This window comes from Butyrivibrio sp. WCD2001 (genome assembly GCF_000424485.1).
GTDB lineage: Bacteria > Bacillota > Clostridia > Lachnospirales > Lachnospiraceae > Butyrivibrio.
The window spans coordinates 81987-101060 of the sequence record NZ_AUJZ01000014.1 but is presented as its reverse complement, the minus strand read 5'-3'; the positions used below and the strand labels follow the sequence as shown (position 1 = coordinate 101060).

The window sequence follows — 19074 nt, the reverse complement described above, 5'->3', positions numbered from 1 at the left end:
CGCAACAGGCGCATAAAGGATGAGTTCCATAAGATAAGCAGACAGCTAGCAGACTATGCGAGGGATAACCACGTAGATGCAGTAGTGATGGGGCATAACGTATTCCAGAAACAGGAAGCGGGTATGGGGCATATCAGTAACCAGAATTTTGTGCAGATACCAATGCTGATATTTGCAGATATGCTAAGATATAAGCTTGCTGAATACGGGATAAGGTTTGCACTTACGGAAGAGAGCTATACATCCAAAGCGGATTTCCTTGCGATGGATGCGATTCCTGTGTATAAAAAGGGAAGTAATGCTGACTATGTTTTTTCTGGAAAAAGGATAAAACGTGGACTTTACAGGCACTACGATGGGACAATAACAAATGCAGACATAAATGGAGCTGCAAATATCTTAAGAAAAGTATTCCCAAAGGTAACCCAATGGGATAGGGGCATAGTGGACATGCCCTGTTCTTTGGGATGCGTTAAGCATCCCAAAGGTTCATGCCGCTCTGCGGCATAACAGAAACATCTTCCGACGCAGAGTCGGTGGAGGTAGTTCATTGCCTATGCAGTAGTATTTCCTTTTCTATTTTCTAAATTGTGCAGGCGTAATGCCTGTCTGTTTTTTAAATATATACCCAAAATAGCTGGCATCCTTAAAACCGCATTCTGAAGCAATAGTATAGACGGGACGTTCAGGATATCGTATCAGTAGATTTCTGGCATGATTAATGCGTATTGAAGTCAGATGCTGCATTATTGTAGTTTTCGTTTCGGCTTTAAACAGACTTTGGGTATAAGCCCTGGACAGATGAACTGTTCTTGCCAAGTCATCTATGGTTATTGTCTGAGAGTAATGATCTTCCAGAAATTCTAGTATTTTGCGTACAGTCCCAGAATCAGCAACTTCTTCCGATGTGCTGATGAATCTTATGTTTTCCGAAAGCGTCAGGAGGAAATCATAGCAGATAACAGATAGTCGATGTCTTTGATCGGATTTTGGCAAATGCGTTATCTCCAGAATTTGTTTTTCATAACGTAAAAATGGATTTTCATGATTAAAATGATAAACGCCTGATTCCTGCATGCGTAAAGACCTTAATATTTCCAGACAATTTGCTCCTGAAAACCCAATAAAACTTACGATCCACGAATCATCGACTGCATTATAAGAATGATTGATCCCGGGGTATATAAGAATACCCTCCCCGGGATTCAGAATGGATTTTCTGTTTTCGATTATTACATTTCCACGTCCGGATTCACAATAGAACCATTGGAAGAATGGAAGCCCGTTTGGACGATTTATCGGTTCCTGATTATGCATCATTCCTAAAAGATTTATGGAAAGTGGATGATTGTTTTGTGATACATGTGATGGATATGAATAAAGCATAAAAAACTCCTTTAAATATCGGACTATTCTTATATAAATATAATAATAATCTGATGAACCGGTCAAGCCAAAATAATATAATTACCTTGTAAATACATACATTTAAAACAGATGAAGGAGAAGAAAAATGATCCCTGAAATAAGAAAAGATAATGGTATTGATACACTCTATGTTCATGGACAGCCTTTTTTTGCACTGGCCGGTGAGATTCATAATTCCAGTGCCAGTGATCTTGAGTATATGGAGAAGCAGGTTTGGCCGTATCTGAAAGACCTGAATATGAATTCGGTCATTGTACCTGTATATTGGGAAAAAGTCGAGGAACAGGAAGGAAAATTTGACTTTAGCCTGGTTCGGGGAATTATTGATCAGGCCAGGGATAATGGAATGAAACTGATACTTCTGTGGTTTGGGCTATGGAAAAATGCAGAGTCAATGTACGTTCCCGGATGGATGAAAAAAGACACAGAGAAATATTTCCGCGTTAAAAAGGTGAACGGAGAGCTGGTAAATACTATTTCACCATTATGTGATGAAGCTGTGCAGAAGGATGCCAGGGCCTTTAAGGAATTGATGAAATTTCTCAGGAACTATGACGAAGAAGAGAGCACGGTCATAACGATGCAAGTCGAAAATGAAATTGGCTTATTAGGTACAGCCTGTGACTACTCAGATGCAGCTAAGGCTGCTTTTGAAAAAAGCATTCCTGATGCGTTATTTGAAAAACTGAGTGAGGATGATACATCAGAAAAAAGAACCTGGAGAGATGTGTTCAAAAGAGATGCAGAGGAGGCATTCATGGCGTATCACTTTGCTAAAGCAGTGGAAGTGATAACTGCTTCGGGCAGAGAAGAGTATCCTCTGCCGTGCTATGCTAATGCCTGGCTTAAACAGTATCCCTGGTATGCAGGATCATATCCAAGCGGAGGACCTGTTACACAGATGCATAAAATCTGGAAAGCAGCAGCCCCGTCGCTGTTTGCACTTGCACCGGATATATATGTTTCCTATGTTCCTGATGTGATGGATGAATATCATTATGAAGGGAATCCATTGTTTATTCCTGAGGTACGCAAAGATGCTGTAACAGCTTCTTATTGCCTTTATGCTTTTGGAAAGCACAATGCTATTTGCTATTCACCGTTTGGGATTGAAGAATTAGCCATGGATCCAGAGCTGATCAATAGTCCGCCGATGGAGGTTATGATTGCTCTGAATATTGACCCTACCGCGTTTGATATTGCAGGGAGCAAGAATTATCTGGCAAGGACCTATAAGCTGATTGAGGAACTAAAACCTCTTATTATAAAATACCGTGGAAGCGATAAGCTTCAAAGCTTTGTCCAGCATAGGGATACTGATTTCGGGAGTTATCTTGCGTTTAAAGAGTATAATATACACGTTTCCTATGCCCATAGGGAGAGATTAAAGCCTGTAGGTGGCGGTATGATATTCGAAATTGAACATGATAAATTCCTGTTGGCCGGTACAAATTGTAGTTTTAGATTCCATCCACTTCCCGGCGAAAATTGCACAGTTGGAATACTCAGATATGAAGAAGGCCGTTTTGATAACGGAGAATGGAAGTGCGGTCGTATCCTCAACGGTGATGAGGTAATGACGATCTCACTTGGCGCAATGCCAGAGTGTAAGCTGATAGAAGTTTATAAGTATTAATATTAGGAACTCTCCTTACTTGGAGGGTTCTATTTTTTGCTATTAAAACAGTAGTGTATCAGCAGCTTTATGGATTTCTGATACAAGTACATTTTCTTTTGATATAATGACTTCAAGGGGCATTAGCTCAGCTGGGAGAGTGTTGGCGGTTTGCGCAAAAATAGAATGAGAATGGGCTTACGGTATATGGGAATCGATTTAGAAAAACTTAAAGAAAAGTATTCAAAGAATAAACCCACTTTTTCGTTATCAGAGTTAATGCTATGCATCTCATTAATCATAATCGGATGCGCATTGTTTTTCGCCATGCCAGATGATATGGGTATTTTAGGCTGGATATTGTTTGTAGTAGGTACTTTCCTGAACGTTGTGGGTATTTTCAGGCTTGCTGCAATGGTACCGGAGGTAAAAAGTGATCTGGGCAGCAAAATAGCAACAGTGGCATCGCTCTTTGCTTCAGTTTTCATACAGTTCATCGGACTTTTGTATCTATATAAGAGCGGCGGAACAGGAAAAGGAGCAGCCATCGGCACGCTTGCGCTATGTATCAGCCTTGGACTTGTCATATATGCTGTTGATTTTGAAGATGAGAGACATCAGAAAAAGATAAAAATAGCATGTGCGATCATCACGATTTTTCTTGTTGTTATAGCCGTCTTTCTTAACATCAGAGATGATTTTTCTACTGCCAGTGTCTCTGTGGGAACAATACTGCTGATAGAGGCATTAATAACCGGTAGAATTGGATTTTTATCACAAAAATAGAAAACAATAACGCCCCGCAACCTCAGTAATAATCTGGATTGCGGGGCGTTGGATGCTTTTTTGGATGATGTTAAAGGCTAGTAGGTATAAATTTTTTTTTTACTTTTATGCCTGCTTTATTAAGAAGTTTCTTAACCTTTTTTCCATATTTCATATCATTGGTTGAGCGTATGTTAAGAATGGTCTTGGTTCCTTTCTTAAATGCATTCTTATCAATTGATTTGATGCAAGAGCCGGTTATGCCAAGCAGAATGCTGTAAACTATTATGAAAATATATCCGATAAACAAAATAGCAAGGGATTGCCAGGCATTGGTGGTGATGGACCGGATCCACCAGGGTCTGGCTTTTTATTACCATTTTGTGTATTGGAGGTAAGCGGATGAATATAGAAGGGATTAAGGATACAGATACTCAGCGGCATATTTATACTCACAGTTTAAAACCGGACGACAATAAGGCTTCCAGATCGACATTTTTGGAGATTTTTAATAGTAGAGTACAGGACTATGTTCAGGATAAGCGACCATGTGAATATTTTGATCTGGCAGACCAAAATGGATTTATATCATACAAGAGTGCTGTTTTTGTCTGTAACCATAAAAATAATACTCTTGAGCTGGGAAACTGCTCTGATGAACGCAACTGCATCAGGGTAAAATTGTCAAAAGGCGGGAGTTTGCTTGTGAACAGAGATAACATTGATGATCTTCTCATGAGCATAGGCATGTTTTCTGCCAAGGATCAGGGGCTTATCATGCAGGCTGTCATGAAGGATAAGATGGCTCAGGCAGCAAAACAGAAGTCAGAGGAACACGAGGAAGTAGATAAGTTGATGGATATGGTAAAGGATGAATGATTCTGTGTGAAGAAAAGCGTCAAAAAAACAGGGTTACAAACACGGTATTCCTCGTTTGTAACCCTGAAGACTCAATACAGGTTCATTATTCATTCTTAGCGAGCGAGATATCAACAGTGTAGTTAACCATCGCGTCTCGACCTCAATTCTGCAAGGACACCGCGGCCATTAAAGTCTGGCCTTCCGGCAAGTCTTTTTTCTTCTATTTCAACAAGTTTTTCCCTGAGTGCAAGGGTACGTTCCCTTTCATTATAGGCTTCAATATCCATTACAACGAGATCTCCTTCGCCATTTTTTGTCAGGAAAACTGGGGATTTTGTTTCTTTACACAGAGCAGATATCTCATTATAATTCTGCCTTATTTTTGCAGAAGGTCTTATTAGTGTCTGCATTTAAACACCTCCGGTTTACATAGCAATATTGTGACTATATTACAGCTTAATATTACTATGTCATCTACAATGTAACAATGTTCCCGTTATTGGCAAAATAACAGCAACAGATTCTTCTGAGAATGTGGTATATCATGCTGAGACACAGTTCCCTTCAATCCATGATAAGACAGATATTTATGATGCATCAGGGAACAGAGTAGCCCACATAGAAAGGAAGTTTTTTACTCTCCATGAACGTCATTTTGTTACCATGGCAGAAGGGGCTTCCTTTGAAATATCAAATGAGATCCTGCATATAATCAAGGACATTACAAATATTGTAGGTCTTGGCTGGCAGCTTAAAGGAAACATCCTGGGATTAAACTTTGAGCTATATGATGGGAATGGTGATATCATCGCTGTAATATCCCAAAAGATGCTTTCAATTCATGATAAATACTGTATTGATATTTATAAACCCGAACATGAAAAAGCAGTAGTCGCTATTCTCATTACACTGCAGCATATGATAAAGGATAGAGAAGATACAGCATGTACTTCAGCATCAGCAGGATCATCAAATTAAATCTTTAAATCACGGAGAATGAAAAATATCGTTTGGACATAGCAGGCCGTTATCTTTGTGAGAGGGCTTGCTTTTTTATATGAAATTATGCGGGATGTGATGTGAAAAATGCTCTAAAAGAAAAATAGATATGCCGTTTTTGCCTAAATGAACATTTATTGGGAGGGCAAATAATCCTAGAATAATCTCATAAACAATGAGTTGCTTCAAAGGAAGCGATGTGCAGGCCACTTGGCGAGGTTCTTTCGAGCCTAGTGGAATGTCATACAGAGGTAGGGAAAGGTTATGAGAGAAAGAAGACTTAGAAAAAGTGCAGATCAGAAGGTTTGTGGTGTATGTGGTGGCTTAGGAGAGTATTTTGGGATTGACCCTACAATTATAAGAGTAATCTATTTAATTCTCTTATTTACAACCGGCATTGGAATCCTTCCTTATATCATCCTTGCTATCGTAATGGATGACGCACCAGAGAGTGCAAAAACCACCGGTTACCAGAAGAAAGAAAACAGTTACTCGGCAAATGACTATTATGAAACAAGCGAACCCGTTGGTTTTAAGCCTTTTACAGATAACTCTGAGATCAGAGGCTTTAGCATCTAAGGAAGAAAAGGACAGAGAGATGCAGCTGTTCAGAAGATATATTCACAGCTTTTGGAGAGACTTTCCTGTATAAATATGTGTAACAGAAAAGCCATAATGGCATTTGGTGCGACATTTACTATCTGATGGGAAGGAGAGAATCAGTATGGCAGAGAAAATAGTTCAGACAGCAGGCAGAGATCATCTTGAGAATGCAAAGAAAAATGGTGTTACTCAAAAAGAGATAGTGGCTGTGATAACGCATGCAGCATTCTATTCAGGATGGCCTAAAGCCTGGGCAGCATTTCGACTGGCAAAAGAAGTCTATGAAGCCAATTAAATGGAATAGTAAACATGGAATAATGAGGAAATCCGGATTCTTGTCTCTTAGAATCCGGATTTTATGCGTATGAAGACAAAGTGTTTCTTGTGTGAATCTGAAAATCCATTACTTTGCAAATATGAGTATTTATAGAAATTTAATATTTCCAAAGCCTTTGCATTAGATCAAATATGTTAAGGTTAAATATGCAGATCATACAGATGGAGGTGTTTATGGGAAGAATCAGCAAAGCCATCGAAAAGAAAAAGAAAGAGCTCATGTGGCTTAAGATAAAGCTTGGAATAAAGGTAGGAGCTATAGTTCTTGTTCCTGTCGTTATTGGCATCCTTATCCATATCATAAGGAAAAAGGCAAAAAAGCGCGTAAAAAGCAGGTTCAGGGAGACCATTAGAAGTCACGCTGTGCCAAAGCATGAAGAAGATGAAGAACTTGAGTTGTATGATGAGACTATAGACTAAATTTGTGTGATGTTGTTTTGGCTCTGACTGCTTATGAAAAACAGAAAAGATAAAGTTCATGGCTTGTGTATGTCTCGGGCTTACATTCATGACAATAGCATTTTTTCTTGGACCGATCTATGGGCTTTTTTCCATGTATCAAGGAGCGAACTTCTGGTTTCATCTTATTGTCACGCTTGCTGAGAAGGACCCAGTGTTTGGGCAGCTTTCCGAAAACAAAAATAAGGGGAAGAAACCATCATATCTAATGGTCAAAGCCGGAACCTGGGGAGAGGATGCCTGCCAGCTTCATAGATTCTTTTCACTTAAGGATGTAAAGATACACGGAAAAGCACCGTATAAGATAAAGGCAGGGGACTGCTTTGCTTCTGAAACGGCCCTTAAAGGAAGCATCTCCATATCGGAGGAGGAAGACCTAAAATTTACTTCGTCCCGCTGGACAGAAGACTTCTTGGGGGATTCTACTACGAAGGAAAGGAATACGATTTCAACTTTTCAAAGCTACATCTTCATGTGCAGACACAGTTCAGCTTTGAGGAAAAAGAAGACGAAGTCATATGGCATGTAAGGCAGGAGAATATAGTGGCTGCAATGGAGACAGAAATACACTGTTTGAAAAAGGACATGCTGCTAATAAACTATGAAGCTCCTGACGGACAAAAGCTCCATAACAGGCTTTGGAATGGTGGAACCGGCTATGGAACTGTAAAACTGTATGACAAAAAAGGCGGCAAAATGATCCTCGTAGATGAGATAGAAGCTACCCATATTGGGTGCGAATACGGAGAATATGGTATGAAAGACTTTAGCGATGAAGCTAAGGAAACAGTAAAACGGCTGGTAGGTTAGGAGAACTGATAAAAAATGGAAGAATTCGTGAAAAACATGTTCCAGAGACAGAAAGACGAGAAGCTCGAAAGATACAGGCGCCTTAACAGGAATGTGGTGAAGGGGCAGATACTGTTTACCGGTTCATCCCTGATGGAACAGTTCCCGGTCAATGAGATCGCAATGACACACGGCATTGACAAAATAATATACAATCGAGGAATTGGCGGATATACGATACCGGAGATGCTTGATGCCATGGATGAGCAGATATTCGACCTTGAGCCTGGAAAGATATTTATCAACATTGGGACAAATGACATTAGCCGTGAGGATGAAACTTTGGAAATGCTGATAGCAGACTACCGTTCTGTCCTTAGTGGGATCAGAAAAAGGCTGCCAGAAACAAAGGTGTATCTTATGGCGTACTATCCCGTCAACGTCACAGTTGCTGCAAGGCAGCCATGGCCTGATGCTGATAAGGCGGCGAGGCTCAGGCTTGAAAGGCTAGAAAAGGCAAATGCAGCTGTAAAAGAACTGGCAGAAGAGTTTGGGTATGAATACATAGACGTAAACAAAGGCCTGACAGATGAAACCGGTCAGACCAGGGAAGAATTTTCAGTAGATGGGATACATATGTGGCCGGATGCATATGAGATTGTTTTTGAAAATATGAAGAAATACATCATGGAGTGATATATGGGACATTTTTACTTTATTAGACATGGACAGACGATCTGGAATGTAGAGAATAAGATATGCGGGGCTACCGATATAGAGCTGACAGATCTTGGACACCGGCAGGCGGTGGAAACAGCAGAAAAAATTCTTGAACAGGGGATAAAGGCAGATGAGATACTGACATCTCCACTGGTAAGGGCTTCTGAAACAGCAAGGCACATCTCTGAGATCACGGGAATTCCAATGAGAATTGAAGAAAGGCTCATCGAGCAGAATTTTGGAAAATATGAATCCACGGCAAGGGATGGCAAAGAATTCCATGAAGCAAAAAAGGATATGGCAAGCAGGTTTGGATCGGGAGAATCCATGCTGCAGCTTGCTCAGAGGATTTACAACCTTCTGGACGACATCAAAGCATCCGACAAGACATATATCCTGGTTGCGCATAATGGTATTGCAAGAATCGTGGAGTCATATTTCAGGGAAATGGATAACGAGGAGTTCTCGTCATTTGGCGTAAAAAACTGTGAGATAAAAAGGTATGACTTTTCTTGAGAAGATGCCCTAAAATTGACTTTATGTGGGCATTATACTAAAATATATTTTGGTAAAAGATAATTAACTAAAACATATTTGATGTTTTTTGGAGCGTATTATGTTTATTGGCAGAGAGCAGGAACTGAAGATACTTAATGAAACATATGACAAGCCCGGCTTTCAGATGACAGTAATATACGGGCGAAGAAGGATCGGCAAATCCAGGCTTATCACTGAATTTATAAAGGATAAAAAAGCTTCATACTATGTGGCATCGCAGACAAGCCTGGAGGACAATGTCAGAAAGTGGGGCGGGCAGTTCATTGATGATATAGCGCCAGAACTTGAAGGCGCAGAATTTAGCGACCTTGAGAATTTTTTCAAATTTGTGGGGAATACATGTAAGGATGAAAGGGTAATCATTGCCCTTGATGAGATTACTTATGTTGCCGAGGCAGATGAGTCCTTTTTATCCAGGTTTCAGATTGCGATAGATACCATTCTTGCAAAAAAGAACATTTATCTGATAATCTGCGGATCTGCAATCAGCTTCATGGAAAAGGAAATCCTTAGTGAAAAGAGCCCTGTTTTTGGAAGAAGGACTAACCAGATTTTCTTAAAGCCCTTCGACTATCTGGATTCGGCCAAATTTGTGCCGAAGTATTCCGCAGAGGAAAAGGCTATTGTGTATGGTGTTACCGGCGGAGTCGCCAAATATCTCTCATTATTTGATGACAGGCTTTCTCTGGATCAGAATATCATCAACAATTATTTTACTTCCTCCGGATATTTATTTGAGGAGCCTCATAACCTTCTGACTCAGGAATTCAGGACAATCAACACATATAATTCGGTCATAGAAGCCTGTTCCAACGGGGCAAATAAGGTTAATGAGATTTCTGACAGAACTCATGAATCCACGGCTACGTTATCCTATGTCCTAAAGAATCTTATGACAGTGGGCGTAATATCCAAGGTTTTTGCAATAACAGATGAAAAGAACAAGAAGAAAGTAAGCTATGAAATAACAGATGGAATGTACCGTTTCTGGTACAGGTTTGTGTCCATGGCAAGGACTGCAATAGAGATGGGCAGGGGGGATGTTTACTACCAAAAATATGTCAAAGACAAGCTGCACGAGTTTATGGGTGAAATATTTGAGTACATGTGCAGATATTATGTCCTGTTAAAGGGAATGGATGGAGAGCTTGGCTGCTTCGTGACAAATGCCGGTAAATGGTGGGGGAATGGTCATGACAGAAAGCCCTCGGATATCGATGTCGTTGGAATAGATAATACCAGTAATAAAGCACTTATCGGGGAATGCAAGTTTAAGAATGAGCAGATCGATAAAGGCATTTACGAAGCCCTGATGGACAGGAAGGGGCTTATAGACAGAAAATATGAGGAAGTGCAGTTTTTGTTCTTTTCCTTGTCAGGATATTCAAAATGGGTTTTAGAACATGCGGATAAGGATAAAGTGAAGCTGCTGACATTGGAAGACCTCTATAAATAAAAACAGAATAGAGCTGGATTAATATATTTATGAACCCCTCCGACTTATAGAAATCGGAGGGGTTTACTTTGTCAGGCGACTGTCAGGAGCTTATTTTTTATGCAGATTTTTGCACCAAGGATCTTTTCAACAGAGTCAGCAAATTCAACTGTGATCCTGCCTGTGGAAACAGATTTTACGATACCCTGGCCATACTTGGTATGAGTAACTGTGCATCCTTCGGGGTAGATATTCTTTATCTCATCATCTGTAAGCTCAGGCTCGACTATTTTTGTTGTCTTAACTACCGGAGCAACTGGCTTGGTTTTAGCATTGGATACAGCATTTTCACGGAGGCAGTCAAGGACAAAGCACAGATTTTCATTTGTAAAAAAGATGATTTCATGAGGCAAATTTTTGGGGGTATCATTCATCTGCAAAGCCCGGTTAGCGTTTTTGATGAACAAAATGGCTTTGCTTCCGACTTCTTCATAACCGGAGATTATTTCCTCAATTTCATTCACGTCTGTTTCTCTAAGAACAATTGCAAGATTGTCAGCTTCAGCCATCCTTTTTATATAGTTATAATCCTTTTCTGTAGCATGTAACTGATACCTGCTATATAACAGTGTGTTTACATTCAGGATTGAACCATGGTCACCAAATTTGCAGACTTTATCAATGTCTGCATAGCGGTCAGTGGTCATCTTAAGCCCTTTCTCCTGAATCAGTTCACATGCTTCTTCGTAAGAGTACAATTGGTTTTCCATATCGTTATTACTTCCTTTTCTCAAAAATGTGCAGGAGAGTATCTTACAATAACGGAAAGTTGCTTTCAATAGTATTTTTGTTTCTTAAGAAAAGTTTAAAAAAGAGCTACTAATCATTTTGTATGATAGTTTTGGCTGTGATTTATAAACTAGAATAGTTTATAAATATCGAACGTTATTCTTTGGCTTGGTGCAAATTTATGCTATTGTATTTTATAGATATTCTTTAGAAATTATATATTTAAATTCTGTTCTATTGAGTATAGCACAGATTATCAGGAGGCATACATGTTACATATCATAATTCTCAGCAAGGGTTATTTCCCGGATAAGTTAAATAGTAAGGATACTGCTAAGGACAGGGTTATTGTCATAGCATCAGCAAACGATTCGATACCGGTGTCTGCTTATCAGAATGAGATGTTAAGGAATATGGAGGTAAAGCTCCTTCCTGATATTAAGGATAGTTCTGCAGAAGGAAAAACCATGCTCCGCATTGCCCAGGCGATGCTCATAGGTCAGCTCACGGCAACCGAAAAGGAATATGAAATCTATACAGATGATGCTGTTCTTATAAAAGGACTTTCTCCTTTTACAGGGATCAAAACTTCTGCAAAAAGGCAGCCCCGCAAAAAGGTAAACATAGAAGTTGAGACGAAAGAAAAGAAGACTGCGGTAACCAAGGAGAAGGCAGCAAAGAAGCAGGAGAAGAAAGCTCCTTCTAAAAAACAGACTGCAAAAACATCAGAAAATGTAGCAAAGTCTGAAGCAGGAGAGATGAAGAAGGAATCAGAGCCTCGAAAGAGAAGGCCCATGATCACAAATAAGCTGGCAGACTATACGGCAAAAAAGGAAAACGCGCCTGAAAAGAAAGAGAAAAAAGCACCTAAGGCTGCACCCAAGAAAGGAGCTGTAAAAATCCCTACGCTTGCACAGATAAAAAAGGTATTGGGTGCAGCAAACAGCAGCTATGCCAAGGCCGTACTTGAAGCGTGCAAGAATTCAAACCAGATCACATTCGAGATGAATACAAGAATGGAGCTGGCAAAGGCAGGACTTGATGCAGTTGCTTGCCAGGAACTTGCAAAGACCCTTAACGACGAATTCGGAAATGCTCTTCCGACAGCATGAAAACTGTTGCCAGTTACTACTTTGAATAAAAAGGTATATTCCAATTGGAGTACTCCAAAGAGGGTTAAGGTCAAATAACTTTCATCTGATATTCACATAAAGTAAAAGCATGAGCTCCTCATATTGAGGGGCTCGTTTTATAAACCGGATCAATTATTTTCCTTGCAGCAACAATAATCCATTACAGGGTATTATCAGATTAATGAGGAAGGCTGGAGCTTTGTCACGTAAGCTCCAGCCTGGTTTTAATGAAGAAAAGTTTGTGTTCTTATGAGGGGGTTAAGAGATGTTTTTGTTCTCTTTATGATTATATGATACAGATAAAATCGTAAGAGAAAGTGACCGATCTGTGTAAAATGTGTGAAATCCTCCTGCGAGACATCTCTGTAAATCGCCGGGTTAGAAATATATATCTGATGATATCGCAACAGAAGGTATTTTTATGGGATATCAGGGTGAGTATACTAAAGAAGTCGTATGAAATCAGTTTTTTGGGAGGGAAAAATAATGGCAAATAAAAAGTTGTGTGAGACAGCATTTACAATAGCAGGTGCTTTTCTACTGATGGGGATAGCATGGCTCCTCGGTGGTAAAAACACCGTAATGTATCTGACGTCATTTGGAGTTGCTTTTGCCGAGATTCTCATGGGGATTTCCTATCTGATCAGGGAAAAAAGGGAAAGCGGCAGGGTTGTTGTAAGATCATCAGAAGAAGATTAAGAGACTAAGCAAAATGGAAAGCTCCGGGTTCTGCACTGGTCATCCAACCCATTCCATGGGAGATATGCAGTATACCGGAGCTATATCCATAAACTAGAAATACTATCATTTATTTTATTCTTAGGAGAATATCTTTGTAAACAATTGCTTTTTAGCATATCGCACGGTATTGCGATAACAGACTGTAAATTTGAAAGTGCAATTGGATATTACTTTCAAAACCAGCTGTTTTTCTTAACTTTGGTACTAGGAAATCCGGTTGCAGCAAGATAGAATTAATATAACAAGGAGCGAATAACAGCCTCCACATAGGAAAACACAGAGACCAGATGATGACGAGCGTTGGCATGGCTTGCTGTTGTCTGGTCTCGCCAATTAATCACCTCTGATGGGCGTTTTCACTGGAAGCGGCTGGCACTATGCATCTTTATAATCATCAGCTGTTTCTCCGGTCACCTCGCAGTACTTCTTCAGAAGGTCACTATCTGAAAGAGCCTTTAGTTCATCGGCATTTCCGTGACCAAATTCTACTATAACTCCAATAGCTTTTTCTCTGAATTCATCACTCATAGGCGTTCTCCTTTTCATATAGTTGCAAATTTTTATTCATGAAGAATCACTTCCTGTCAGAACAGGAAAAACTGTATACAGGCAAATACAGCGGCGGTTATGAAAAGAACGCCTGCAATTAAAAGCTTTTGCCTAAGCGCAGCAGTATCTGTATATTTCCCATTGAATTCGATTGTATCTATTATTTTTGGATCGTTTTTATTAAATGGAATTATCTTTGCCATAACTGTTCCCTCTTAAGCTGACAATAGACTTCTTGTTTTGAAAATATTAGCTTCTAAATGTGACCATTGTGCGATAAGGGCATAAAACATTTATAAAAAAAGCTGAAAGAAAATGTATAATGGTTTTAAGAAGGAAATGAGAGATGAGAACATTAAAGAGAGCATATAAGAACTGAAGCAAAAAGGAGGAAGCCTATGAAGAAGATACTTCAGCTTGTCAGCGATGATTTTGAGGATCTTGAACTGTGGTGTCCCGTCATGCGCCTTAGGGAAGCGGGATGCAGGGTTGACTTGGTAGCGGAAAAACCGGGACTTTATCATGGAAAGTATGGAGTCCCGTGTGAAGTATCCCTGTCATTTCATGATGTTGACTCAAAGGATTATGATGGTATCCTCGTCCCTGGGGGCTGGGCGCCTGATAAGCTAAGGCGTTTTCCGGATGTCCTACAGATAATAAGGGAGATGAATGATGACAGCAAGCTCATCGGGCAGATATGTCATGCAGGATGGGTGCTTGCTTCTGCCGGTATTTTAGCAGGACGTAAGGTCACAAGTACTCCTGGTATAAGGGATGACCTTTTAAATGCAGGCGCTATTTGGCTCGATGAGCCATGCGTTGTTGACGGGAATATTGTATCAGCAAGGAGACCACCGGATATCCCGGACTACATGAAAGCCCTTGTGGATGTGCTGCAAAGGCAATGATCAGCTTCGATCAAATGATATAACGGGTTCTATTCGTGTTTAGCATGAATAGAACCCGTTTTTTATGCCTGGCAGCACCTTTCCCCGGAATTATCATCATATGAAATACCATTTTCACCCCGAATTTAAACTCAAGTACAGCTTGAATAATTAATTGAAACATAAAGCTGCTCTCGCTAAAATAATAGTGAATATAGAAGTATCATTAAACTGTAAGGCAGAGAACTCTCATAAATAGCAGGGAGGGTAAAGATGAGCATAGGTAGTAATATAAAGGGCTTAAGAGAAGACAGGAAATATACTCAGGAGCAGGTTGCAGATGCGCTTGGAGTTACTTTTCAAGCCGTATCGTCCTGGGAAAGAGACGAATATAAACCGGATACTGAAAAACTGATCAAGCTGGCGGAGTTTTTTGATGTATCAGTCTCTGCAATTGCAGAAGAGAAGAACAATACATTTAAGACGAAAGAAGCCATCTACGATTGGGAGCACATGAAGACTTATGTAAAGACAACCGCCAGGAATTTCAAGCTTCCCAATACGTTAAAAGCTGTTGATTATGCGATAAAGGCCCATGAAGGACAAAGCAGAAAGCATTCATCGATTCCGTATATCTATCACCCACTGAACCTGGCATGTCATGCATTATCCATGGGAATAGTGGATGATGCTGTAATAGCAGCCTGCCTTCTGCATGATGTAATTGAAGACTGTTCTGTAAAACTGGATGACCTTCCGGTTGACGATGAGATAAAAGGACTGGTAAGCCTGTTGTCATGTGAAAAGACAAATGATCAGAACCGGGCAGAGATCATAAGCAGCTACTATGAAGCAATTTCCGGAAATCCCAAAGCTTCGCTCATTAAGTGCATGGATAGATGCAATAATCTTACGACAATGTCATGGGGGCTTAGCCGAGACAGAATATACAGAATGATAAAGGAAACGGAAGAGTATTATCCGGTTTTGCTGAAGACCATAAAAGATACTACTGAATATAACAATGCAGCATGGCTTTTAAAGTACCAGATGGAGAGCATGCTTGATATCTATAAAAGACTGCTGTGATTGTATCTTGTCTGATTCGGGAAGAGAGGGTTGTAACTATGAAACCTGTAGAATTTTTACAGCACTATCGGAACAATGCAGATTTTTACTATCCTATGATCGACCATGAGCGAAGGTACTGGCCCAAGGTTAATAATATCGGGGATATCAATATAGGATGGGATTGCGGTGCGATCGGAAGACGTCCTTATTTTCTGGAATGCTGGTCTGGCGAAGGGACTACTATGATAACCATCTTTATTTCAACGATTGGAATTGAGAAAGAAGATGCTGTGATAGAGGGCCCTATAATCTATTCATTTATCAAATTGAATGAGTTCAATGGATATGCAGAAGTCTAAACTGCATTCAGGTGATTTCCCTAGTTGTAAAACATCAAAATAGGCATGCATATACTATCTATTAAATTAAGGATGGTGTAGTTACTGCTGGAGGTACCTATACCGGATATCTGCCAAGCGATGACATTTGGATAGATGGATTTGATTTTGCAACTACGGCGTATACTTTTAATTCGAAGGATGGAGCCAAGAGAGTTTGGGAAGTGATTTATCCTGGTGATTACGATGAAGATGTTATCACAATTACCTATGAGGGTCAGGAACCTCAGAAAATATCTGACAGTGAGGAAAGAGCTCTTTTTTTCAGAGGAAATACTCGAACCGGCAGGCATACAATGGAAACCATTTAATAAAGGCACAGAGGTTGCAAAAGATTAGTCGTTTGATACTTAATCGCTGGTGTATTTGATATTAATGAGTAATAATTATATTTGGAAATTGCTCTGAGGAGAGCATGTAATATCAACTTAAATTGTGCGGGGGTATATATGAGAAACAAGACATCTATTCTTAAACTGGCGGCTGTACCATTATTGGTGCTTTCTTTAAGCGGGTGTGGTATAGGAAGCAGCGTGGAAGGTTCTGAGGCACCTACAGAATCCAGCGAAACAACAGAAACTGTTAGTGATACTTTGGAAGAAACAACTATAGCGGAAACTGAAGAACCTATAGTGGAAAGTGAAGATCCTGCAGAAGAAGGGGATTCCGCCGCTCCTGAAGATAGTATTGAAAGCATGTCTGATGCCAATACTGAAGAGGAGACGACTGAATCAGAGATGGAAGATCCTTATAAGGAGGATGAGAGTAAACCGGCCATAATAGGAACATATAAACCCAGCGAGGTTTATGACTTTTGTAAGGATCAAAGCATAACAGATGCTCTATTTAACTGTACTGTAAATCAAAATGAAGAATATGCGCAAAATGGTGGAGTGGATCTTGGAGAAGCTTTCCCTGAAAAATACAAGGATATTGACCTGGATGGAGATGGACTCACAGATCATATTTCCAGGGTTATAGGCCATACCGGGGATGGGTGTATATATAGTTTTTCTTTTGGCAATGGAATCAGTTTTGTGTCTGCTCCATATCCAATGTATCCAAACACTGGTGAACTGATCTCATTTAGGGATTTTGACTACGATAATGTTGACGAGATACTGATAGTGCACATCACTGACTCGACCGGAGGGCCAATAGCATCGAATTGTGAACTCTATACCTGGTCCGGAAGCGGATGGGAGCAGCATTGGGCTGTAGATGAGGATGGTGCCGCGGGCTTAGTGGGAGTCGGCGAGATACTGTCTGCTGAAGTAGACTATTATATGGTAAGAGATGTTGAATTAAGGGAAGATGGCATATTTTATTTGATAGATTACGGAATGAAAGATGGGGCGGAAATGACGCTTGATCTTGAAGCTATACAGATAAGCTTTTCCGGACATGATATGCATATGGAAGAACGGGCAGACAAAGAAAACAGACAGACTCTGGCAGACAAAATCTGGCCATATGGAATATAAAAAATGAGAGAAGGCTGGTAACTTGTCACGAGTTGCCAGCCTATGTTTTTGAACACTATGGTAAATGATTCTGACGGTATTTTTTACGGTGCATTATATACAATATTCTTTGTCCTGAGGTTGTCATTGTAGGAATTTATAACCACGGCATCCCACTGTGTCTGATTACCGCCATACTGTATGGTGGTAAGGTTGGAACACTGATAGAGCGCAAATGCCTCTATTTCTGAAACAGAAGGTATTCGGACAGTCTGCAGGTTAGAGCATCCCCAGAACAATCCTTCTGGAAGTGCTGTGAAATTGGTCTCCACACGAGCAGAGGTCACATTTTTACAGTTCTGGAATACATCATCTCCCATGGTAGTGACTGTTGACGGCACAAGCACATAGGAATATGTTGCCTTCAGCAACCGCGCTCGGCGCGAGAATGTCGCAAGCGACATTCTTTCTTGGTCTGTTTGTGCAGATCACAGGCGGATCATTTCACTTGTGATTGACTATCTCATTTTATTTTTACATTTTGGGGTATTGTGACACTCCTAAGACTGGCATAATATGCCCGAAAATTGACTTTAGGCGCATGCTTTACTAAAATATATTTGATATATTTTTAAGGAGCGTATTCCTTGTCAGGATATTCAAAATGGGTTTTAGAACATGCGTATAAGGATAAAGTGAAGCTGCTGACATTGGAAGATCTCTATAAATAAAAACAGAATAGACCCGGCTCAATATATTTATGAACCCCTCCGACTTATAGAAATCGGAGGGGTTTACTTTGTCAGGCGACTGTCAGTAGTTTATTTTTAATGCAGATTTTTGCACCAAGGATCTTTTCAACAGAGTCAGCAAATTCAACTGTGATCCTGCCTGTAGAAACAGATTTTACGATACCCTGGCCATACTTGGTATAAGTAACTGTGCAACCTTCGGGGTAGATATTCTTTATCTCATCATCTGTAAGCTCAGGCTCGACTATTTTTGTCGCCTTGATTATCGGAGCAACTGGCTTGGGTTTAGTCTTGGATACAGCGTTCTCACAGAGGCAGTCAAGAACAAAGCTCAGATTCTCATTTGTAAAAAAGATGATCTCATGAGGCAGATTTTTAGGGGTATCATTCATCTGCAGAACTCGGTTAGCGTTTTTGATGAACAGAATAGCTTTACTTCCAACTTCTTCATACCCGGAGATGATTTCCTCAATTTCATTTACATCTGTTTCTCTAAGGACAATTGCAAGATTGTCAGCATCAGCCATCCTTTTTATATAGTTATAATCCTTTTCTGTAGCATGTAACTGATACCTGCTATATAACAGTGTGTTTACATTCAGGATTGAACCATGGTCACCAAATTTGCAGACTTTATTAATGTCTGCATAACGGTCAGTGGTCATCCTAAGCCCTTTAATTTAGGGGCTTATTTGTTCCTATTTTGCAGGACTGATAGTATAA

26 protein-coding genes and 1 pseudogene are annotated in these 19074 nt (G+C 40.0%); 20 read left to right on the top strand and 7 right to left on the bottom strand.

Annotated elements, in window-relative coordinates; translation table 11 throughout:
* The coding region (locus G630_RS21820; RefSeq protein WP_155831986.1) for an IS200/IS605 family accessory protein TnpB-related protein at nucleotides 1–510 on the top strand (510 nt) is incomplete at its 5' end.
* Nucleotides 511–576: 66 nt separating this feature from the next.
* On the opposite strand, the gene G630_RS0112840 is transcribed toward G630_RS21820, so the two are convergent.
* A complete protein-coding gene (locus tag G630_RS0112840) occupies nucleotides 577–1386 on the bottom strand; it encodes a helix-turn-helix transcriptional regulator (RefSeq protein WP_026498807.1) in 810 nt (269 codons plus the stop codon).
* Between the two features lie 127 nt (nucleotides 1387–1513).
* Here G630_RS0112840 and G630_RS0112835 point away from each other — a divergent pair, with 127 nt between their 5' ends.
* From G630_RS0112835 to G630_RS0112820, 3 genes are all read left to right on the top strand, one after another.
* Nucleotides 1514–3064: a GH35 family beta-galactosidase gene (locus G630_RS0112835; RefSeq protein WP_026498806.1), complete on the top strand. Its 1551-nt coding sequence runs from the start codon at nucleotides 1514–1516 to the stop codon at nucleotides 3062–3064.
* A gap of 186 nt (nucleotides 3065–3250) precedes the next feature.
* Nucleotides 3251–3829: a hypothetical protein gene (locus G630_RS0112830; protein WP_026498805.1), complete on the top strand. Its 579-nt coding sequence runs from the start codon at nucleotides 3251–3253 to the stop codon at nucleotides 3827–3829.
* 381 nt (nucleotides 3830–4210) lie between these two features.
* Nucleotides 4211–4687: a hypothetical protein gene (locus tag G630_RS0112820; protein ID WP_026498803.1), complete on the top strand. Its 477-nt coding sequence runs from the start codon at nucleotides 4211–4213 to the stop codon at nucleotides 4685–4687.
* Between the two features lie 122 nt (nucleotides 4688–4809).
* Here G630_RS0112820 and G630_RS0112815 read toward each other — a convergent pair whose 3' ends face one another.
* Entirely contained in the window at nucleotides 4810–5079 is a 270-nt protein-coding gene (locus G630_RS0112815; protein WP_022762938.1) for a type II toxin-antitoxin system Phd/YefM family antitoxin, read from the bottom strand.
* Nucleotides 5080–5128: 49 nt separating this feature from the next.
* On the opposite strand from G630_RS0112815, the gene G630_RS0112810 reads away from it, so the two are divergent.
* The 9 genes and pseudogenes from G630_RS0112810 (at nucleotide 5129) to G630_RS0112770 (ending at nucleotide 10589) form a co-directional block, all read left to right on the top strand.
* Nucleotides 5129–5647 carry an LURP-one-related/scramblase family protein gene (locus G630_RS0112810; RefSeq protein ID WP_081667923.1) on the top strand — a complete coding sequence of 173 codons (519 nt, stop codon included), beginning with the start codon at nucleotides 5129–5131 and terminating at the stop codon, nucleotides 5645–5647.
* 285 nt (nucleotides 5648–5932) lie between these two features.
* Complete coding sequence (locus G630_RS24275; RefSeq protein WP_044959273.1) at nucleotides 5933–6247, top strand: PspC domain-containing protein; 315 nt, start codon at nucleotides 5933–5935, stop codon at nucleotides 6245–6247.
* A 181-nt stretch (nucleotides 6248–6428) separates the two neighbouring features.
* A pseudogene (locus tag G630_RS24270) lies at nucleotides 6429–6560 on the top strand (carboxymuconolactone decarboxylase family protein); the annotation flags it as partial.
* Between the two features lie 221 nt (nucleotides 6561–6781).
* The gene (locus G630_RS0112795; RefSeq protein WP_022762936.1) at nucleotides 6782–7027 is read left to right on the top strand and encodes a hypothetical protein; all 246 of its coding nucleotides are present in this window, start codon (nucleotides 6782–6784) and stop codon (nucleotides 7025–7027) included.
* Between the two features lie 88 nt (nucleotides 7028–7115).
* Nucleotides 7116–7595 (top strand): hypothetical protein, encoded by a 480-nt coding sequence (locus G630_RS23680; RefSeq protein ID WP_155831985.1) that lies wholly within the window; start codon nucleotides 7116–7118, stop codon nucleotides 7593–7595.
* Nucleotides 7541–7876, top strand: coding sequence for a hypothetical protein (locus G630_RS23675; protein ID WP_196805792.1), 336 nt, complete (start codon nucleotides 7541–7543; stop codon nucleotides 7874–7876). Before G630_RS23680 ends, G630_RS23675 begins: the two co-directional genes overlap by 55 nt.
* Nucleotides 7877–7891: 15 nt before the next feature.
* Nucleotides 7892–8551, top strand: coding sequence for a GDSL-type esterase/lipase family protein (locus tag G630_RS0112780; RefSeq protein WP_022762933.1), 660 nt, complete (start codon nucleotides 7892–7894; stop codon nucleotides 8549–8551).
* 3 nt (nucleotides 8552–8554) lie between these two features.
* The gene (locus G630_RS0112775; RefSeq protein ID WP_026498800.1) at nucleotides 8555–9091 is read left to right on the top strand and encodes a histidine phosphatase family protein; all 537 of its coding nucleotides are present in this window, start codon (nucleotides 8555–8557) and stop codon (nucleotides 9089–9091) included.
* A gap of 100 nt (nucleotides 9092–9191) precedes the next feature.
* On the top strand, nucleotides 9192–10589 hold the full coding sequence (locus G630_RS0112770; RefSeq protein ID WP_026498799.1) for an ATP-binding protein: 1398 nt from the start codon (nucleotides 9192–9194) through the stop codon (nucleotides 10587–10589).
* Between the two features lie 71 nt (nucleotides 10590–10660).
* On the opposite strand, the gene G630_RS0112765 is transcribed toward G630_RS0112770, so the two are convergent.
* A complete protein-coding gene (locus G630_RS0112765; RefSeq protein ID WP_026498798.1) occupies nucleotides 10661–11338 on the bottom strand; it encodes a hypothetical protein in 678 nt (225 codons plus the stop codon).
* Between the two features lie 288 nt (nucleotides 11339–11626).
* Here G630_RS0112765 and G630_RS0112760 point away from each other — a divergent pair, with 288 nt between their 5' ends.
* Together G630_RS0112760 and G630_RS0112755 are read left to right on the top strand one after the other, a co-directional pair.
* Complete coding sequence (locus G630_RS0112760; RefSeq protein WP_026498797.1) at nucleotides 11627–12469, top strand: hypothetical protein; 843 nt, start codon at nucleotides 11627–11629, stop codon at nucleotides 12467–12469.
* 507 nt (nucleotides 12470–12976) lie between these two features.
* Nucleotides 12977–13189, top strand: coding sequence for a hypothetical protein (locus tag G630_RS0112755; protein WP_026498796.1), 213 nt, complete (start codon nucleotides 12977–12979; stop codon nucleotides 13187–13189).
* A gap of 417 nt (nucleotides 13190–13606) precedes the next feature.
* On the opposite strand, the gene G630_RS24730 is transcribed toward G630_RS0112755, so the two are convergent.
* Nucleotides 13607–13759 (bottom strand): hypothetical protein, encoded by a 153-nt coding sequence (locus G630_RS24730; protein ID WP_022763551.1) that lies wholly within the window; start codon nucleotides 13757–13759, stop codon nucleotides 13607–13609.
* A gap of 56 nt (nucleotides 13760–13815) precedes the next feature.
* The gene (locus G630_RS24725) at nucleotides 13816–13983 is read right to left on the bottom strand and encodes a hypothetical protein (RefSeq protein WP_022763552.1); all 168 of its coding nucleotides are present in this window, start codon (nucleotides 13981–13983) and stop codon (nucleotides 13816–13818) included.
* Nucleotides 13984–14178: 195 nt separating this feature from the next.
* Between G630_RS24725 and G630_RS0112740 the strand changes: the two genes are divergently transcribed.
* From G630_RS0112740 to G630_RS0112715, 5 genes are all read left to right on the top strand, one after another.
* Nucleotides 14179–14688, top strand: a complete 510-nt coding sequence (locus G630_RS0112740; protein WP_022763553.1) for a type 1 glutamine amidotransferase domain-containing protein — start codon at nucleotides 14179–14181, stop codon at nucleotides 14686–14688.
* 252 nt (nucleotides 14689–14940) lie between these two features.
* Nucleotides 14941–15756 carry a helix-turn-helix domain-containing protein gene (locus tag G630_RS23670; protein ID WP_026498795.1) on the top strand — a complete coding sequence of 272 codons (816 nt, stop codon included), beginning with the start codon at nucleotides 14941–14943 and terminating at the stop codon, nucleotides 15754–15756.
* Between the two features lie 38 nt (nucleotides 15757–15794).
* On the top strand, nucleotides 15795–16097 hold the full coding sequence (locus G630_RS0112725) for a hypothetical protein (protein WP_026498794.1): 303 nt from the start codon (nucleotides 15795–15797) through the stop codon (nucleotides 16095–16097).
* A gap of 203 nt (nucleotides 16098–16300) precedes the next feature.
* Nucleotides 16301–16447: a hypothetical protein gene (locus G630_RS24720; RefSeq protein ID WP_196805791.1), complete on the top strand. Its 147-nt coding sequence runs from the start codon at nucleotides 16301–16303 to the stop codon at nucleotides 16445–16447.
* Between the two features lie 138 nt (nucleotides 16448–16585).
* A complete protein-coding gene (locus tag G630_RS0112715) occupies nucleotides 16586–17620 on the top strand; it encodes a hypothetical protein (RefSeq protein WP_026498793.1) in 1035 nt (344 codons plus the stop codon).
* 83 nt (nucleotides 17621–17703) lie between these two features.
* On the opposite strand, the gene G630_RS0112710 is transcribed toward G630_RS0112715, so the two are convergent.
* On the bottom strand, nucleotides 17704–18000 hold the full coding sequence (locus G630_RS0112710) for a leucine-rich repeat protein (RefSeq protein ID WP_196805790.1): 297 nt from the start codon (nucleotides 17998–18000) through the stop codon (nucleotides 17704–17706).
* Between the two features lie 401 nt (nucleotides 18001–18401).
* The gene (locus tag G630_RS0112705; protein ID WP_026498791.1) at nucleotides 18402–19016 is read right to left on the bottom strand and encodes a hypothetical protein; all 615 of its coding nucleotides are present in this window, start codon (nucleotides 19014–19016) and stop codon (nucleotides 18402–18404) included.
* Between the last annotated feature and the right edge of the window lie 58 nt (nucleotides 19017–19074).

What these genes read in the sequence shown, in the direction of transcription:
- G630_RS0112770 (WP_026498799.1), top strand. Translation starts at nt 9,192, where the DNA reads ATGTTTATTGGCAGAGAGCAGGAACTGAAGATACTTAATGAAACATAT.
- G630_RS24725 (WP_022763552.1), bottom strand. Translation starts at nt 13,983, where the DNA reads ATGGCAAAGATAATTCCATTTAATAAAAACGATCCAAAAATAATAGAT.
- G630_RS0112715 (WP_026498793.1), top strand. Translation starts at nt 16,586, where the DNA reads ATGAGAAACAAGACATCTATTCTTAAACTGGCGGCTGTACCATTATTG.
- G630_RS0112820 (WP_026498803.1), top strand. Translation starts at nt 4,211, where the DNA reads ATGAATATAGAAGGGATTAAGGATACAGATACTCAGCGGCATATTTAT.
- G630_RS0112840 (WP_026498807.1), bottom strand. Translation starts at nt 1,386, where the DNA reads ATGCTTTATTCATATCCATCACATGTATCACAAAACAATCATCCACTT.
- G630_RS0112835 (WP_026498806.1), top strand. Translation starts at nt 1,514, where the DNA reads ATGATCCCTGAAATAAGAAAAGATAATGGTATTGATACACTCTATGTT.
- G630_RS0112795 (WP_022762936.1), top strand. Translation starts at nt 6,782, where the DNA reads ATGGGAAGAATCAGCAAAGCCATCGAAAAGAAAAAGAAAGAGCTCATG.
- G630_RS24730 (WP_022763551.1), bottom strand. Translation starts at nt 13,759, where the DNA reads ATGAGTGATGAATTCAGAGAAAAAGCTATTGGAGTTATAGTAGAATTT.
- G630_RS0112765 (WP_026498798.1), bottom strand. Translation starts at nt 11,338, where the DNA reads ATGGAAAACCAATTGTACTCTTACGAAGAAGCATGTGAACTGATTCAG.
- G630_RS0112755 (WP_026498796.1), top strand. Translation starts at nt 12,977, where the DNA reads ATGGCAAATAAAAAGTTGTGTGAGACAGCATTTACAATAGCAGGTGCT.
- G630_RS23680 (WP_155831985.1), top strand. Translation starts at nt 7,116, where the DNA reads ATGACAATAGCATTTTTTCTTGGACCGATCTATGGGCTTTTTTCCATG.
- G630_RS0112725 (WP_026498794.1), top strand. Translation starts at nt 15,795, where the DNA reads ATGAAACCTGTAGAATTTTTACAGCACTATCGGAACAATGCAGATTTT.
- G630_RS0112815 (WP_022762938.1), bottom strand. Translation starts at nt 5,079, where the DNA reads ATGCAGACACTAATAAGACCTTCTGCAAAAATAAGGCAGAATTATAAT.
- G630_RS0112705 (WP_026498791.1), bottom strand. Translation starts at nt 19,016, where the DNA reads ATGACCACTGACCGTTATGCAGACATTAATAAAGTCTGCAAATTTGGT.
- G630_RS0112780 (WP_022762933.1), top strand. Translation starts at nt 7,892, where the DNA reads ATGGAAGAATTCGTGAAAAACATGTTCCAGAGACAGAAAGACGAGAAG.
- G630_RS0112740 (WP_022763553.1), top strand. Translation starts at nt 14,179, where the DNA reads ATGAAGAAGATACTTCAGCTTGTCAGCGATGATTTTGAGGATCTTGAA.
- G630_RS0112830 (WP_026498805.1), top strand. Translation starts at nt 3,251, where the DNA reads ATGGGAATCGATTTAGAAAAACTTAAAGAAAAGTATTCAAAGAATAAA.
- G630_RS0112775 (WP_026498800.1), top strand. Translation starts at nt 8,555, where the DNA reads ATGGGACATTTTTACTTTATTAGACATGGACAGACGATCTGGAATGTA.
- G630_RS0112760 (WP_026498797.1), top strand. Translation starts at nt 11,627, where the DNA reads ATGTTACATATCATAATTCTCAGCAAGGGTTATTTCCCGGATAAGTTA.
- G630_RS23670 (WP_026498795.1), top strand. Translation starts at nt 14,941, where the DNA reads ATGAGCATAGGTAGTAATATAAAGGGCTTAAGAGAAGACAGGAAATAT.
- G630_RS24275 (WP_044959273.1), top strand. Translation starts at nt 5,933, where the DNA reads ATGAGAGAAAGAAGACTTAGAAAAAGTGCAGATCAGAAGGTTTGTGGT.